Genomic DNA, 17,505 nt, shown 5'->3' on the forward strand with positions numbered 1-17,505 from the left:
AGATTATGCTACTCTCCGTCGGAATCGTTCTTTTTTCCTTGATCATCGGAAACTTGATCATGGCCGGAGGGATTATTCGGATTACGGAAACCCAACTGGGACAACGGCTGATGACCACAGCGCGCACGGTTGCGACGATTCCAAATGTACAAAAAAGCATTCAGGAACCAGACGGATGGAAGGTGATCCAACCGACAGCAAACAACCTGCGCGTCGTCAATGATGTGACGTATATCGTCGTGCTGAATAAGGAGCGTGTGCGTTACTCAGACCCGCTAGATGAGCGGATTGGTACGGTGTTTATGGACCCTGCGGTTGATGAGGCCTATGCCGAGCACTCCTATTTTCAAAAAGTGAAAGGAGAGATGGGAACGGCTCTGCGGGCCTACGTGCCGATCATGGATGACCAGCATCAGCAGGTGGGCGTCGTTCTGGTCGGACGTGTAATGCCTGATGTCTGGGGGATCTTGTACAGCGAGCGAAACAATATCGCGCTGACCTTTTTCTTCTCCCTATTGTTCGGGGTGTGGGGCTCCTATCAGTTGGCCCGTCACATGAAAAAGCAGATGCTCGACCTGGAGCCGGACGAAATCGCGCGAATCCTGGTAGAGAGAACCGCAACCTTCCATGCCATGCATGAGGGAGTCATCGCCATCGACAATCGGGAGCGAATCACGATCTTTAACGACAGGGCGAAGCAAATTTTTGGCATAGAGGGAGAGGTGCTGGGCATGCACATACGGTCTGTCCTGCACGACACCAGATTACCAGAAGTGCTGGAGCTTCGCCAGAATTTTACCAACACCGAAATTCACGTCGGCAATACGCTGCTCTGGTCGAACCGTTTTCTGATCAAGGTCGAGGAAAAGATCGTCGGCGCAATTGCGATTTTTCAGGATAGAACAGAAGTGGCGAGAATGGCGGAGGAGCTGACGGGCGTAAAAGAATTCGTTGGTGCGCTGCGGGTACAAAATCACGAGCACATGAATCATTTGCATACCATCGCAGGTTTACTCCAGCTCCATCAGCATGAAAAGGCACTCGCGTATTTGTTCGAGGTCAACGAGCAGCAGGAGGAGCTCACCTCCTTTTTAACAACACGGATCATGGATGAGAATTTATCTGGGCTCTTGATTGGAAAAGTAAGTCGCGGAAGAGAGCTGGGCATCCGTGTTGTCATTGATCGCAGGAGTCATCTGGAACATTTTCCGCCGTATATGGATCATCACAATTTCGTGCTCATTTTGGGAAATCTGATCGAAAATGCCTTTGATTCACTCGAGCGAATCGAACGCGAGGAGAAGGAGATCATGATCAGTATCGAGCAAGACGAAGAGATTTGCTCCATCCTGGTGGAGGACAATGGAATCGGCATGGACGAAGAGACGCGCCGACACATGCTGGAACGGGGATTTTCTACGAAAGAACGAGCGCACCGTGGACTTGGTCTGCATCTGGTGCATCAGTTGGTCAATAAAGGGAGGGGCGAGCTGGTTTGCCATTCGGAACCCGGAGAAGGGGCCAGTTTTCTCATAACGTTTCCGATGGAGGAGGTGGAGAGTCATGGAGAAGGATAACGATAACGTGCGCGTACTGATTATGGAAGACGATCCGATGGTACAGGAAATCAACAAGCAGTTCATTGAGCGGGTCCCGGGCTTCGTCGTGGTCGGAATTGCAGCCAATGGGGCAGATGGACTCAAGCTAGTGAATGAGCTTACTCCTGACTTGGTGATCATTGATATTTTCATGCCGATCCAGGACGGGGTGAAGGCTCTGATGGAGCTGCGTGCCGCCAAACATGCTGTGGACGTCATCGTCGTGACAGCAGCAAAGGACAAGACCACGATCCAATCCATGCTGCGTAACGGTGCCATGGACTATATTATCAAGCCGTTTCAATTCGAACGGATCAAGCAGTCGTTGGAAAACTATCGGGAATTTCGCCGACGGATTGATTGGGAGGGCATCGCATCCCAGGATGAGGTCGACCGGCTACTATTCCGCAAAAGTCCAGAAAAAGAACAATCCGATACGAATCCAGGCAGGGCAGTGCTGCCGAAGGGACTGCACGCTGTCACCATGGAGCAAATCATGCGTCAAATCGAGAAAGAGAGTCAGCCACTATCGGCAGACGACGTGGCCGAACGCGTAGGGATCGCGAGAGTGACGGCCAGAAGGTATTTGGACTATCTGGAGAAGAGCGGGAGTGTCAGAATGGATGTCAGCTATGGTGGGGTAGGCAGACCGACGAATCGTTATGTACGTGTCACTCCACAAGATACGGGGGGCACGGGAGGTAGAGAGCGCCATGATCGATTATGAAGTGTTATTAGGCTCGCTGTTTGATATCGTGCACGTAACAGACGCAGAAGGCAGAACCTTATTTTGCTCAGGACGATATGAGGAATTTTTCGGAATCGATCCCAAGGAAATGATGCGCAAGCCGGTTGAGGAGTTTTATCATCTTGGTTATTTTGCCCCAACGATCACGAGGCGGGTCATTCGTGACAAGAAAAAGATACATACGATTCAAACCACCCGCAAAAATCGGAAGCTTTTTGTGGAAGGCACACCGATTTGGGATCAGGACGGGAATTTTAGCGGAGTGATCCATACGTTCATTGATATAACAAGCCAGGAGCAATTGCAGCAGGAATTAAACGAAGTCAAGTACGTCGGGACGGTCTTGCAGAGTGAAATGACCAAGGAGAACAACAGACAAAAAGGAGAGACTAGCTTGATCTACCGCAGTCAGTCCATGGAGCAGGTCGCCCTGTTGGCCAAAAAACTGTCGCAGGTAGAATCATCCATGATCCTGTTGGGAGAATCAGGCGTCGGAAAAGGCGTGCTGGCAAAATACATCCACGAGTGCAGTCCACGGGTGGACAAGCCATTTGTGCACATCAACTGTGGAGCCATTCCTGAGACATTGCTGGAGTCAGAGCTGTTTGGCTATGAAAAGGGTGCTTTTACAGGAGCGTTCAAAGATGGGAAGGCAGGTTTGATTGAGAAGGCAAACGGCGGCACGCTGTTTTTGGACGAGATCGGGGAGATGTCACTCTCCTTGCAAGTGAAGCTGTTGAATGTGTTGCAAGAAAAAACGATTACGCCCGTGGGCAGCTCTGTTTCGCGAAAAGTTGATGTAAAGCTGATCACAGCCACGAATAAAAACCTGCGGCAAATGGTCAAGGAAGGCAAGTTTCGCGAGGATTTGTACTATCGCATTCACGTCGTCCCGTTGGAAATTCCACCGCTGCGCGAACGGCAGGAAGAGATACCCGTGCTCGTTCATTACTTTCTCAATGTCTTTTCGCAAAAGTACTGTTTGGAAAGACAGCTCGCAGATACCTGCTATCGCATCCTCAGTGAATACGATTGGCCTGGCAATGTACGAGAGTTGGAAAATGTGGTGGAACGGCTCGTCGTCACGTCTCACGATGTCCTCATTACACCCGCGCAAATTCCGCGTTACATTCATAACCAAGAGTCCAGTGAGCACAAAGGGATCAAGGTCGATCGTGTGATGGCGATGCAGGATGCAATGGACGAGGTGGAGCGCCAGCTCGTGCATCGGGCCTATGAGCAGCATAAGACGACGACAAAGGTAGCGGAAGCGCTCGGAATCAGCCAGCCGTCTGCAAGTCGCAAGCTGCGAAAATGGCTATGCACCATTTGACACAGATGTACGATAATGGGGAGAGAAACCGGAGGAGGAGACTGGACAGATGAACAAAGGGAAAGCATTGCGAGCGGGAGATACAATCGGAGTAGTGGCAACCTCTAGCCCTGCTACAGAAGAAGTGCTGAACAAAGCAATGGCAGAACTGCAAGGTATGGGATACAAGGTGAAAATATCGGATACGTGCCGGGAATCGTACGGTGGGTATTTGGCGGGAACTCCTGAGCAACGGGCGGCTGAGCTGAATGCCATGTTCGTCGACGAGGAAGTGGACGGGATCATGTGCATGCGCGGCGGTTATGGTTCCCCACAAATTCTGTCCTTGCTCGATTATGACCTCATCGCCCAAAATCCGAAGCTGTTTATCGGCTACAGCGACATTACGGCGTTGCATACCGTTTTCGGACAGCGGGCGAATCTGGCTACTCTTCACGGACCGATGGCTACCTCGGACATCGCGCATGGACTGGATGACTGGTCCAAGCAATATTTGCTGCGCGCCATGACTCGCCCAGAGCCATTGGGAGCAATCATCAATCCGCCTGGAGAAGAAATCGTCTGTCTCGTCGAAGGTCAGGCAGCTGGACCCGTAGTCGGCGGGAATCTCGCCCTCGTCTCCGCGTTGATGGGGACGCCTTACCAGCTCGATACGAGAGGCAAGCTGTTGTTTCTGGAGGATATAGACGAGGAGCCGTACCGGATTGACCGCATGCTGACACAGCTTGCTCAGGGCGGCTTGTTTGATGATTGTGCAGGCGTCGTCATCGGGACATGGACCGATTGTGAGCCGAAAAAGCGCGAGGGCTTCTCTGTCTGGGATGTGTTTCAAAATATCGTCGTCCCGTACGGAAAACCGACTATCTGGAACATTCAGATCGGACATGGCGCGTGCAACATCGCTCTCCCACTGGGCGTAGAGGCTAGTCTCGATGCGACAAACGGTAAACTGGTGATCGAAGAGAGTGTAACGATATAGTGAGAATGAGAGTGTGTTTTAAATGGTACTGGCGAGAATCCGTCTTCTATAAGCGGATTCTTTTTTTGTGGACGAAGAAAGGCTGCCGAGTTTCTCGACAGCCTTAAAGTGGGAGACAGTAGTTATTAATCTTTCAGCTCAGTAATCACGTTCGAAGCGTGTTTTTCATCAGGGGTAGGGAACATTTGAAATTGATGCTGAAGCTCGATTTCCTTCTCATTCAAGTCACTTGAATCTTTTTGTTCAGCTTGTCCCCTGTGTTTATCGCTAGTTTCCACGACCAGTCACCTCCCTCAAAGGAGTAGGGTATACAACAAGTCCCTACTTTATCCCAAAAAGAGGAAAAGGATGCTTATCGTTTAATCGGCAATGAATAGTAACCAAATGCTAAGTCAAGTAAGGCACTGGCTTCTTGACGCTTCAGTAAATCTTTTGCGCGGAATGTGAAGGAGCCATCTGGTTTTACCTTCGTGTCAGGATCGACGATGCCTTGTGAAACAAGAGCAGTGATCGCATCTTTTGCCCATGCGTCGGCTGTGTCTTGCAGCGTCACTTTGCTGGTTGCCACAGGTTCAAGCTGCTTTAAATTTTGGATCATGGCAGCAGCGACTTGTCTTGTGATTGGTGCCGATGGGTTCAAATTAGGGATGCCCGCGGCTAATTGCTGTCTAAGTACGTCTTCCATCCCGGCCATTACGTAATGGCCTTCTGCTTTGATCAGGGCGTCAGCAAATTCGCCTTGTGTCATGGTCCCTGTAGGATCAAATTTACTTCCTGATTTCGCTCCCATAATGGAAAGGGCGCTAAGGTTGTTGATATGGGTCTTATAGCTGCTAGTGTTAGGAACGTCTGAGTAGGTATTTTCCATTTCCATTTTTTGCGAATGGGCAACAAGGCTTAAGCCATTCATCGTTGTATAATAGAAGTATTTGATGTTACCGTTTTTGTCTTCCTTGAACGCGACTTTTTCTCCTGCCTCATCTACAAATAGCAATGGGCGAATCATTCGCAGCTTTTGTTTTCCGGTGGCCTCACTCTCGAGCACGAGTGATCCATTCTCATAGGTAATAGAAGTGCGTGTCCAATAGGCACGTGTATTTCGATACAGCCCGAAATATTTTTGTGCATCCGCTTCACTCAAGGGCAAGTAATCAGGCTCAGCTTTTTTTTCTGTTTCTGGGAAATAATGATCCATGAATTCTTTGTAAATATCAGCGCTAACCATTGAATCATTGTTGTAGGACATGAAAAAGCCGGTTTTATGTTCCGGGATCAATACCATCAGGGAAGAATGGCCTGGCATGTTTCCGCCCTTCAAAACAACGTGCTGACCATTTGTATACTCTGGAAAATAGTTTTCAAAGCCTACGGTTGTGATCGGGATGTCATCCGCGAAAACCTGGTGCGTATGCATCAAATCCAAGCTTTTCTGACTGACGATTTCCTTGCCGTCAAATTTTCCGTTTTGCAGGTGCATGATCATGTACTTTGCCATGTCTTCTGCGCTTGATATAATGCTTCCCTGCGGACCATCAGTTGGAGCGTGTCCTTCTAGCGGACGTTGCTCGCCATTAAGATCGTAATTGGCAGCCATTCTCTTCATGAGCTCAGGCTTCAAACGTACACTGGTCGAGGCCATTCCGAGAGGCTTGAACACTTTTTCATCCATATACTGGGCAAAGGGGATTCCACTTGCTTTTTCCACTGCGTAGCCAGCGAGTAAGAATCCTGTATTATCATACGTATAGACTTCGCCAGGTGGTCGGATGATGGTCGGCATGTGCTTTGGAAGGAATTCATCCATAGAGATGTCTTGCCCGATGTATTGTGGACCGGTAAAAGTAGTTTCATCCGGCAATTCGAAGCCAGGTGTGTAGGTGAGCAAGTCGTACATGGTGACTGGTTTTCCTGTCTTATTCGGAATTTTTAGCCCATCGAGATATTCCTCTATATTGGCATGCAGGTCAATTTTACCCGCATCGACTTGCTGCATGGCAGCCAAGGCGGTAAAGGTTTTCGATACTGAGCCAATTTGGAACACCGTGTCTTTATCAACAGGGATTTTCTTTTCCTTGTCAGCGAAGCCGTAGCCTTTGTTCACGATGACTTTTCCATCACGGACGACAACAAAGCTGGAACCAGCCACATTATGTTCTTTCATTTTTTCTGCAAACAGTGGATCGGCAAACGCTTCTATTTCTTTGGCATCCACCGGCCCTTGGGTAGCAATGGAAGCAGTCTGAGTGGATTCCACAGCACCGAGCGACTGTGTGCATGCGGAAATCAAGGTTGTGGAGAGAAGAAAAACGACGAGACTCATTTTTTGTATCACTTTTTTCATGTGCGATTCTCCTTTTTGTGCTGGCAACACGGTTTGACGCACCGACTCTGAGAGTGAGCGCTTGAGCACAGTATGACAAAGCTCGTGTCATGCTCGGTAGTTACTTCCTGTCATCACTTTTCCGACTGACAAAATGATTTTGATGAAATGACATAACTTAGCCTGTCATATGACATTTTGATACTGGCTCATATGACGCGCAGTGGATTACGGTAAGGGCATACCGTCATCAGTGTGTCGGAAAAGGTATAGATGGGAGAGAATTAGCTTAGATGAAAAGAGCGATCATGCGTAACGTTCAAAATGTTATCTTTTTGCTGTATACATTTGTCTCGGGAGTATTTTATTTATGTTTTTACTTGGTCAGTATCGTGCTTGGCTTGGCCTTGTCATTTACCGTAGTGGGAATTCCGTTGCTCACCAATGTGTTGCGTACAACTCAAACCTTTGTCCAGCATGAACGTATTCAGACGAAGATTTATACGGATATTTCCATAGAATCGTTGGCGATGAGACAAAGAGCAGAGGGAAATCAATGGATGCAGGCAAAGGCGGAATTAATGGATGTGAGAAACTGGATATCCGTTTATTGGCTGATGCAAAAATTTGTCCTAGGCTGTATCTGCCTTGTGGTCGGAGTACTCATCTACATTGCACCCGTATGTTTTGCGTTCATACCATTGCTCTATCCTTTCGTGGAGCTACATTTTTTTGGGAGCGTAGTGGATTCAGAGCTGAAGGCATTGCAAATTATGAGTTTAGGATTCATACTCATGATCGGATGCTCCAAGCTAGGGAACGGTCTGGTACAATTAGTTGGTGGGTACACGCGCTTGATGTTCAAAGCAATTAGGGGATGATGGTTTGTTAGAAATCGTGAAACAATGGGCCTGGTATGACTGGGTGATGTTTTTTTTACGTCTGATCGGTTGCTTTTCACTCACCGTTACGACCGTAAAATTTGGAGATTATCTCACGCTACCCTTATGGATGGTTATACTTTGGGAAATGATGGTGTTTTCCGTCCCGTGGATTTGTTTAATGCTGAGCTATCGTTATTATCTGATAGCAGAAATGCTCTTGTTTGGCGGATTATCGATTTATCTCACGTCTATGTTTCCAGAGGCGTACCTTACTTTATTGATGCCAGCTTTTTTGATTGCCGCCAATAGTGCGGAGAAATCGTTTCGCTGGTCGGCTCCCATTACGATTGTTTTTATCCCACTGGTGATTATGTTTTTTTCTCGTGCATTTGATGTCTTCGTGATTTTTTCGCAAGTCGGGCTTGCTTATGCGATAGGGTTTGCTTTTCATTTGCTCATCGTCAACCATCGGCAAAATGAAATTATTCGCAAGCAAAACAGTGTGCTGGAGCAATACCTCACCCAAATCGAGAGAGTGACTTTGCTGGAGGAGCGGGACCGCCTCTCCAAGGACCTGCATGATACGATGGGGCATTCCTATGTCTCGATCATCATGGGGCTGGAAACCTTACGTCAGGATATAGCGTCGCAGGAAGGGACGCAAAAGCTCGAATCCCTCTTGCAGCTTGCGCGAAAAGGCATGAAGGAAGTGAGAGGGTACTTGCATCAGATGGGGTCACCGCAAGAGACGCTTCCCTTGGGTCATTCGTTGAGGCAGCTTGCGGAGGAGTTTCAGACACATGCAAAGGTAAATGTGCGGTTTCGTGCGATCGGAGAAGAGTATCCTGTTGGTAAGCAGGTGAAAATGACGTTGTTTCGCTGCTTGCAGGAATCTTTGACGAATGCCGTACGCCACGGGCACGCTACGGACATCGTCGTTTCCTTGCATTTTGAGCAGCAACAGACGAGGCTGGAAGTACAGGATAACGGTCACGGGGTGGAAAATTGGGAGGACGGCTTCGGGATCACGACGATGAAAGAGAGAGCTGCTCATTTGCAAGGAAGAGTATCCGTATACTCAGAGGGGGGAGAAGGAACGCTCGTTACTTGTTTGGTGCCGAGGATGGTAGAGAGCGCCGACGAAATCATTCGTTTGTTTATCGTCGATGATCACTCGTTTATTCGGGAAAGCTTGCGCTCCATACTCGAGGGACAGCGGGACCTGCGAGTAGTCGGAGTAGCCGAGGATGGGGCGCAGGCTGTGGAGCTGTGCGAGGAGCTAGTACCAGACCTGGTGCTGATGGACTTGGAAATGCCGAATATGGACGGGATTACTGCCACAAAACGAATAAAGGAAAAATGGCCAGGTATTCGTGTCCTTGTCCTGTCTACGTTTCAGGATACTGAAAAAGCCAAGGAAATCATGCGCAGTGGTGCAGACGGGTATCTCTTGAAATCGATTGAATCACGCGAGCTTGCGGAAACGATTCGCCTCGTCCATCGCGGTGGTACGATGATTGCACAGGACCTGTTTCATAAAATGCTGGATGCACAGCCAGTAAACGAACAGGAAGATTTGCTCGGTGCACCGAAACTAAGCGAAAAAGACGAGAATGCTTATGGTTTAACGAAACGGGAGCAGGAGATTTTGCAGATGCTTTCCCAAGGCATGCGCTATAAAACGATTGCTTCCAAGCTGTATTTGTCAGACGGGACCGTGCGTAACTATGCGTCTGCTCTGTATGACAAGCTCGGAGTGCGGAATCGGGATGACGCGGTACAAAAAGGGAAAAAGGAAGGACTTCTGTAACGTATGACAGCCAGGGAAAGTAGGCCCTGGCTTTTTTTCTTTTTTATTCTGACTAAAATAGCTTGTTTATTGTAAATATTTCTTGTTCTGTTAATATAAAGTTTAGCCCAGATTATGGTATACAGAAGACAGAGCAAGGAGATTGCGACAATGAAACGATTCATGGCAGCATTGCTAAGCGTTATGTTAATCCTAACGGCCCACCCTAATACGCTCCAAGCCAAAGGGGACGACACAACAACCGTATACGGAGAGCAATATACACGTATCGGGGAGGATTACCATATCCTGAACGATAATGTGCTCCTCTCGAAAAAAGATGGAACTGTATGGACGTGGTACATCCACGACTATCCGCTTAGTTCTTCCGATCCCTTCTATAAAGCGAAGATGGTGCAAATTCCGGGCTTGCAGAATGTGAAGGAGATGACGGTAAGAAGGAAGACGGCCACCGGAAACCATATTGGTAACTATGTGGCGCTCAAGAAAGACGGAACTGTGTGGTATTGGGACGCCGATCCTAGCGCCACCCTTGCAACTAGTCCTGCCAGTGATCCGCGACAGATCAAAGACTTGAAAAATGTAACATCACTAGACGCCCACTATAGCGGTTCCTACAAGGTCTTCTTCGTATTGAAATCAGATGGTTCTGTTTGGAGCTTGGGAAGTGAAGTAGGCACGACTAATGGTGTCTCACCGATTCCAGTCCGAACAAAGCTGCTGGATGATGTCGCATCTATAGGAATGGCTAGAGGCTTCGGCTTCGCTGTTAAAAAAGACGGTTCAGTATGGAGATGGAATGCAAATTTGTATCTTCCGAATAACCGCTCTAAAAACAAAAGTCCAGAGAAGATGAACGGATTTGATAATATCGTCAAGATAGAGCCAGGCATGTCTACCAGCTATGCCTATAAGAAGGATGGCAATGTCTTGTCTTGGTCAACAACTGACGCTAAAAAGTTTCCCTTGTATTTACATGCTGCAAAAGACGCGCGAACGATGGTTCATTTCAACTCCATTCGTGATCGGAAAATCGACGAAGCTTATGCCTTCCGAGAGGACGATCAGCTTTGGTCTGTGGAAAACAATAAAGTTTTCCCAGAGCTTACGGAAATCGCTTCTATCCACCATAGGGACTTTTCTTCCAAAGAAAGATTTTACTATGTATTAAAAAAGGACCAGACTTTGTGGGCATGGGCAGATGCAATTGCCTTACCGAAGCTGGTTGTTTTCACGGAAGAAACGGTAGCTCGTAATCTCCCTGGGACAGCAGCTAAACCGACTGGCGATCGTTCTGGGACAACAGACAAACCAACTAGCACTCGCCCTGGGACAGCAGCCCAGGCTGTGATACGAACTTCGCCGGAAATCAGTCTCTATCCGTATATCACGATGCTGCAACCTGGCGGAAAACAGTCAATTATGGTAAATAATTTGCTTCCCGGGGCAAAAATGACGTACACCATTGACGATCCGAGCATAGGAACCTTATCGAATGTGAATGGCACACAGGTCGTAAAAGCGAACAAACCCGGGCAGACCATTGTACGGGCTACTGCAAGCAGAGCAGGTTATCCGGACGTGACCGCTTACTTTTTGTTGTACGTCGTCGATAGCAACATGCTGTCCGAGACGTATTACACTGCCGTCCGATCTGTTCCTGTCGCTGACAGACAGCGTCCGTTTATTGTGGAGGGACTGACCCAAGCAGGAGAGCTTGTTATTACAGCAGCAAGCAGCGAAAAGCCGGAGCTTGTTAATGGCCAATTCGTCATCACTCCCGAGTTGGTTGATCGCGTAGCTGACAATGCACGAAAGACTAAGACTGCGGTAGAACAGACGCTGTCGGATAACAAGATTGTTCTTGCGAGAGAGTTAGTCGTGAATGGGGAAATTTTGTCTTCGCCTGATCAAAATGGTTATACATTCAAGCTGGACAAGGATAGCTTCATTAATCGTAAGGATGTCGACTATCTTACCCTGCGTGCGGGAGATGCAAAGCTGGTGGTTAATTTTGCGACCGTAAATCAACTGTTCCATTCGTTCCCCGTTATCGTTATTCGCCTGGTAGAAAGCAGTAACGGCAAATATCATGTGCAATTTTTAGATGAACATGGCCAGGAGCTTTCGAACGTATCTAGCAACATCCGGCTCATTCTGCCTGCCAATCAGGCGGACGCGACCCATAATAGCGTGTTCTATACGAATGGGAAAATAACGCAGCCGATCGGAGGAAAGTTCAATCCGTACAATAACGGCATGGAAGCCGAAATAAACCGTTCTGGAACGTATTTCTTGGACGATAATACCAAAACGTTCCCTGATGTTGACAATCGGGATCCTGAGCTACAGCAAGCCGTACAGTTTCTGGGATCGAAAGGAATCGTAACCGGGAAAGAAGATGGCAGCTTTGAGCCCGATTCACCGCTTACCCGTGCAGAGTTTACGGCGATGCTTGTAAGAGCTTTTTACGCTTTGGACGAAACGGCGACGGAGAGCTTTTCAGACGTGAATCCGCCGCAATGGCATGTTCCCTTTATCGCTTCATCCGAAAAAAAGGATATCGTCAAAGGTTATCCAGATGGTACATTTAGGCCGGACCATACGATATCTCGGGAAGAAATGGCTGCGATCGGCGCGAGAGCATTGCATGAAAAGAAAAATTATTATTACCCTGCGAATACGGAGGACTATCTGAGTCAATTCACTGACCAACAAACGATTTCCGATTGGGCGAAACCAACGATGGCTTTGGCTGTGAAACAGCGTTTGATCGATATTCCTGCTGATAAACAGATTAGAGCTGGCGAGGCTGTTACTCGCGGGGAAGCTGCCCGCATGCTATATCGACTATATTTGCAGCTTTGATACTGTTAATAACGAGATAAACTTTCCAAAGCTCATTTCAACCTGACTATAGGGAGGAATGAGCTTTTTAAAATAATGGAGAACGGGAGAAGTGAGAGCATGGACTTTGATATTGAAGAGATCCGCGATTATTATGACTCTGAATTACAGGCCTACGATTACTTTGAAATAGTCAGTCTGGGCATAAGCCATAATAATGCTGACTTTATGATTAGTATTGGAGTACCGGCGGAATTTGATGACTTCGTATTCTTTATGTGTTGAATATAAGTTTGGAAACATTTTTCTTGTTTCATCTAATTAAGAACGAAGTGGCAATGAAGATGAGAGAACAAGGTGAATTTACTTCATATAAATATGGGTGTGAGCTGCGTAGGCTATTTGAACAAATCGATCCTGCACCAATGAAGGATGCTGAAAGTTACTGGTCACATCTGGTAGAAGATTATGAAACTGGGTTATGAAACAGTGCGAATGGTCTAGGGTGATTTCATAGAAACTAGTTTGACAGCCATTTACATATAGTTGTATATTAAACTACCAAATGTACCCCCTATATACATAAACAATTCTTCTATCAAAACTCCACGAGGAGGAATGACACGATGGAAATGTCTATCACAAGAGGACTCTCAGAATTAAAATTACTCGATAAAAGAATTCAAAAAGGCATCAATGAAACGACTTTTATGACTTCGGCAATTGGGCATAAACCAGTGTCTGGCTATACATCCACTGAGCTATATGAGGAAACGACAGAGCGCAACTACCAATCAGTCGTTGATTTAATAAAAAGAAGACAAAAAATTAAGTCCCTGATCGTCGAGTCCAACGCAAAGACGATGGTAACGATTAGCGGCAAGAGCATGACAGTCGCCGAAGCAATCGAGCGAAAAACGTCCATTCAATATGAGAAATCACTGCTGGAAAAAATGAGAAGAGATTACAACCACGCTGTTACGCAGGTAGAATCAAAAAATGAAGAAGTACAGATGCGATTAGAAAAGCTGCTCGAAGCGAACTTTGGCAAAGACTCCAAGGTGAAGGATACGGAAATGGAGGCAATCTCCAAACCGTTTAAAGAGCAAAATGAAGCGAAGCTCGTAGATCCATTGAAATTGAAAGAGAAAATGGATACGCTTAGTAAAGAAATTGACGAGTTTGAGTGTGAAGTCGATTTTATTTTAAGCGAATCCAATACGATTACCAAAATTAATCTTGTGGATTAATAGTGTGATTTGCTAATCATTTGAATAGCTGATAAACGAGAGTCCCTTGCCTAGTGGGTTAACCAGGCCATCCTAAAACTATTTGGTAAATATGAGGATGAAAGCTCAAAGATGAGAGCTCAGCTTTCAAATCTTACGTATCAAAGCTCTTTAGGCTCAAAGCTCAGAACTTAGGCTTTAAGACTCGATGAAATCTTGGGGCATTGGTCCATAAAAGTACACTCTCTGGACTTTTCAGCAACCACCAAGCTAAATGGTTAGCAATTAGCACTCATACAAAGTAGAGATAGGTTGAAGAAATAATTTTCAACGTACCTCTACTTTTTTTATTTGATGAAAAGCCAATAGGTGATAGGATTCAGGTATAATATGACAAGGAAAGAAATGGTTAGGGAGTGTGGCAATGGAATTTGAATTTCACATTACACTTAATGATATGAGTTTGGATGAAAAAGAAGCGTTTATCGATATTTGCAAGGCGGAACAAGTGAAACCGGTCATGATCGTCTTGGATCAGGGAAATTACATCAATCAACCGATGATAACAGGAGTAATCCAACGCCCAGATTTTCATGAAGCCAATAAAGAGATGGAAAAGATTGCGGCTACGTTTCAAAACAACGGTTTTAGCATCGTCCGAAAAAAAGTAGAGATTTCTCCAAAGGAAGAAAAGTTCTTTTACCAGCCCATCCTAAAAAACTCGAAGCCTTACTTCGAATGGCATGGCAAAGTAGCGGTCGATGATGTCGCCGCATTACGAAATTTATGTGAAGGTCATGGCGGGCATATTTCGAGAAACTCTTTGAATGCGAATGGAAAAGTGAGATTTATTACCGTCCGAGAATATGAGAGTCCAAAACAGTTTTACGATCGAGTAGAAATGATACATATCATTTTGCAAGCAAATCAGATCGAGCTAATCAAAGAACAATATGAACTATGTATTTATGACAGCCGCGAAGAACTGGACAGCGGCTGGATTTCCTAATTTGTAGAGGGGGCTCATGATGATTACGTATGAGGATGTAGCAGAGTTGGAATATGAGGCGAGAGAGCTCGTTGTTTTGGAAGCACTATTGAGAAGAATTGCTCTAGTGAATATGCCCTTTGTATTAAAAGGCAGCCTGCTAACCAGACAATATTTGGACAACCGAGAGATTCGGGACGCGGATGATATCGACTTATTGTATGTGGGGAAAATCAGGGACGTCGAACATGCACATGAAGTATTTACACAATGGATGATCCAAGTAACGGAAATGGATCTAAACGACGGCGTGGTGTTTAGAAGTTTTCGAAAAAATGCCTTTTGGAGATATATCGATTACGCAATGGCAGATGATTTTCCGACAATCAATACGGATATTGCCTATTATTTCACAGGTCAAACAAGGGAAGCGAATGACTATAACGAGCTGAATCTGGATATTTCGTTTAACTTGGAAATGGATGCAGACCCGGTTCCGCTAGAGTACCAACCTGTCTTTGGGGAAAGCTTTTTGGTTCCGTACACGGTACCTCTGTCCATCCAGGTTGCTTGGAAGCTACATCAAACGATTGTCAGGCCGAGGTTTAAAGACTTGTACGATTTGAAATTTTTACTCTCTCACCCGTCCTATGACAACGATGCGCTCAAGGAAACATTACAGGCGCTCGTGAACGAATGCAGTATCGATCCGTCTATTAAAAAAGCGGATATGAAAAAGGTGCTGGTTGATGATTTACATCACATATACGATTCATTATCCTACGATTACGACTTGAGAAAATATGCGGGCAGCATGGATCGTGGCCTCTATTTTACGCAGTTTGTCAGTGATTTGCGTAAAAAGATGGATTTTGCCGGGATTAATGGGTATGCGTTTGAAAGTTTGCCGAGCCCGACACCGAAAAAATGATAACAGCATAGTAAGTGAAGTAGGCTTGTTCCGTCTGTCGTGGTAGACGGAATGAGCTTTTTTTATAACATTCACCATCATCATTCATGAATAATACCCTACATTAACCCAATTTCTTTCGAACACAGGTGTCTTACGAGTCAATGGGATGATCCAAACTGTGCATGTAGGGGAGTAGCGAATGAGCGAAAGCAAACAAAAAGATGGGAAGATCATTTTTGATTACATTGTTGTAGGCACTGGTCCAGCAGGTTCTGTTATTGCAAAGAAACTAACGGACGATAAAAAAACATCCGTCCTCGTATTGGAAGCAGGAGAAAATAATGATAGGGACACGCCAATTAGCAACTCAACGTTTGCCTTAGAACTGGAGGAGCTGTATCTTCCTCAATATTTTTGGCAAGGAGAAGGAGTACCCCAGGAAAAAGTAAATGAACGAAGTTTTGAATGGACGACGGGGCGATTATTGGGTGGAGGCACTTCTATTAACACACAGCAGTATGTAAGACCTACGACAGCAGTTTTTCAACAATGGGAGAAGCTGCTGGGACCTCTTTGGTCACCAAAGAATGCAACTCGCAGATTCCGAACAATGGAAAATTACAATGGAAAAACAAACAATAAAGAGGTTCATGGTTATAAGGGATTGATCGACATTCGGCAAGCACCTGAAAATCCAACACCCATGTCCAAAAAGTTAGTGTCGGCCATTGAGAAAGCAACGGGATTTCGAAAAATTCTCGATTACAATGACCCGAAAACTCCCCTTGGACCCTTTACCCGTTGGCAATTATTTCAGCAGCCCAATGGACGGCGTGAAAGTGCCTCCACCGCTTTTCTATCATCAGATATCATGACTACTGCTGGTCAAGGAGTCAATGGTCGAAAGCTGCAAGTTTTCTTTAAATCAACAGCTCTTCGGGTATTATTTAAAAATAAGCGAGCAATTGGCGTAGAATTTCTCAAAGAGGGTAAACGCGTGAGAGCCTACTCACGGAAAAAAGTAATCATCTCAGCAGGCATCAATAGCTCTCAGCTTTTAATGCTTTCCGGAATCGGTCCTGCCCAAATGCTTAAGGACGCAGGAATCCCTGTTGTTTTCGCCAACCCCCACGTAGGCAAAGGCCTTAGAAACCACACGCTCAACTTTGCTGAGTTTAGTGCCAATCCGAAAGATAACCCATTGCCTGAGGATGATCCCAATGCGCTTTTTACAGGTGGGGCCTTCTTGCCAGATCCCACCCCAGGATCAAACAAAGCTCGTCGTGCAGTCCAACTAATTGGAATCGGCTCAAAAGGGAAACTGATGATAGCTATCCTTTTCCTAAAACCAAAAAGCCGTGGTTCCATAAAAATACAAAGCAATGATCCGTTGAAAATTGTGCTGGCTGATGAAGGATATCTCCATAATCCCGCAGATCTTGAAGCCGTTAAAAACTGTTACAAGGTATATATCAAGAAGATTGCCGCACAATTAACCGCGATCGATCGATCATACCGGCTTATTTCTCCAACGCTAGACATCATCAATAATAATCGCAAGCTTGAAGAGTTCATCAAAAATAATTTTGACCATAATCATCATGAACAAGGTGCGCTTCGCATGGCGCCTCTTAGCAAGGCGGGAGTGGTGGATAGCTATGGTCAAGTCCACGGAGTAAAAGACTTAATTGTTGCTGATGATTCGATTATTCCATTTACGGTGGATGGCAACACGTCTGCACCAGCCTACCTTATTGGAAATACAATTGCACAGCAGCTCTTGAAACAAAACTCGCGACATAATAAGAAAAGGTAAAAGTAGTAATGAAAATGGTAATATCCCGTGAATCCGCAAT

14 protein-coding genes are annotated in these 17,505 nt (G+C 46.1%); 12 read left to right on the forward strand and 2 right to left on the reverse strand.

The window, feature by feature from the left end; all coding sequences use genetic code 11:
- Nucleotides 1-5 precede the first annotated feature (5 nt).
- Genes AB432_RS06885 through AB432_RS06900 form a run of 4 tightly spaced genes read left to right on the forward strand, consistent with a single transcriptional unit; the run spans nt 6 to nt 4,658 of the window.
- The gene (locus tag AB432_RS06885; RefSeq protein ID WP_048031617.1) at nt 6-1,577 is read left to right on the forward strand and encodes an ATP-binding protein; all 1,572 of its coding nucleotides are present in this window, start codon (nt 6-8) and stop codon (nt 1,575-1,577) included.
- Nucleotides 1,564-2,325 (forward strand): response regulator, encoded by a 762-nt coding sequence (locus AB432_RS06890; protein WP_048031618.1) that lies wholly within the window; start codon nt 1,564-1,566, stop codon nt 2,323-2,325. Before AB432_RS06885 ends, AB432_RS06890 begins: the two co-directional genes overlap by 14 nt.
- The gene (locus AB432_RS06895; protein ID WP_048031619.1) at nt 2,312-3,679 is read left to right on the forward strand and encodes a sigma-54 interaction domain-containing protein; all 1,368 of its coding nucleotides are present in this window, start codon (nt 2,312-2,314) and stop codon (nt 3,677-3,679) included. Before AB432_RS06890 ends, AB432_RS06895 begins: the two co-directional genes overlap by 14 nt.
- Before the next feature lie 49 nt (nt 3,680-3,728).
- The gene (locus AB432_RS06900) at nt 3,729-4,658 is read left to right on the forward strand and encodes a S66 peptidase family protein (RefSeq protein WP_048031620.1); all 930 of its coding nucleotides are present in this window, start codon (nt 3,729-3,731) and stop codon (nt 4,656-4,658) included.
- A 125-nt stretch (nt 4,659-4,783) separates the two neighbouring features.
- Here AB432_RS06900 and AB432_RS30675 read toward each other — a convergent pair whose 3' ends face one another.
- Both AB432_RS30675 and AB432_RS06905 read right to left on the reverse strand, forming a co-directional pair.
- A complete protein-coding gene (locus tag AB432_RS30675; protein ID WP_173629614.1) occupies nt 4,784-4,936 on the reverse strand; it encodes a hypothetical protein in 153 nt (50 codons plus the stop codon).
- A 74-nt stretch (nt 4,937-5,010) separates the two neighbouring features.
- Entirely contained in the window at nt 5,011-6,999 is a 1,989-nt protein-coding gene (locus AB432_RS06905) for a serine hydrolase domain-containing protein (protein ID WP_048031621.1), read from the reverse strand.
- Nucleotides 7,000-7,271: 272 nt separating this feature from the next.
- Here AB432_RS06905 and AB432_RS06910 point away from each other — a divergent pair, with 272 nt between their 5' ends.
- The 8 genes from AB432_RS06910 to AB432_RS06945 all read left to right on the forward strand — a co-directional run bounded on the left by AB432_RS06910 (nt 7,272) and on the right by AB432_RS06945 (nt 17,465).
- The gene (locus AB432_RS06910) at nt 7,272-7,859 is read left to right on the forward strand and encodes a sensor domain-containing protein (RefSeq protein WP_048031622.1); all 588 of its coding nucleotides are present in this window, start codon (nt 7,272-7,274) and stop codon (nt 7,857-7,859) included.
- A gap of 4 nt (nt 7,860-7,863) precedes the next feature.
- Entirely contained in the window at nt 7,864-9,672 is a 1,809-nt protein-coding gene (locus tag AB432_RS06915) for a helix-turn-helix transcriptional regulator (RefSeq protein WP_048031623.1), read from the forward strand.
- A gap of 150 nt (nt 9,673-9,822) precedes the next feature.
- A complete protein-coding gene (locus AB432_RS06920) occupies nt 9,823-12,540 on the forward strand; it encodes an S-layer homology domain-containing protein (RefSeq protein WP_048031624.1) in 2,718 nt (905 codons plus the stop codon).
- A 99-nt stretch (nt 12,541-12,639) separates the two neighbouring features.
- The gene (locus tag AB432_RS30975) at nt 12,640-12,804 is read left to right on the forward strand and encodes a hypothetical protein (protein WP_235617630.1); all 165 of its coding nucleotides are present in this window, start codon (nt 12,640-12,642) and stop codon (nt 12,802-12,804) included.
- A 341-nt stretch (nt 12,805-13,145) separates the two neighbouring features.
- A complete protein-coding gene (locus AB432_RS06930; protein WP_048031627.1) occupies nt 13,146-13,769 on the forward strand; it encodes a hypothetical protein in 624 nt (207 codons plus the stop codon).
- A 403-nt stretch (nt 13,770-14,172) separates the two neighbouring features.
- Nucleotides 14,173-14,757, forward strand: a complete 585-nt coding sequence (locus AB432_RS06935) for a hypothetical protein (RefSeq protein ID WP_048031628.1) — start codon at nt 14,173-14,175, stop codon at nt 14,755-14,757.
- A 16-nt stretch (nt 14,758-14,773) separates the two neighbouring features.
- Complete coding sequence (locus AB432_RS06940) at nt 14,774-15,667, forward strand: nucleotidyl transferase AbiEii/AbiGii toxin family protein (protein ID WP_235617631.1); 894 nt, start codon at nt 14,774-14,776, stop codon at nt 15,665-15,667.
- Nucleotides 15,668-15,848: 181 nt separating this feature from the next.
- Nucleotides 15,849-17,465, forward strand: a complete 1,617-nt coding sequence (locus AB432_RS06945) for a GMC family oxidoreductase (RefSeq protein WP_048031630.1) — start codon at nt 15,849-15,851, stop codon at nt 17,463-17,465.
- Nucleotides 17,466-17,505 lie beyond the last annotated feature (40 nt).

Source organism: Brevibacillus brevis (assembly GCF_001039275.2).
GTDB classification, from domain to species: Bacteria; Bacillota; Bacilli; order Brevibacillales; family Brevibacillaceae; genus Brevibacillus; species Brevibacillus brevis_C.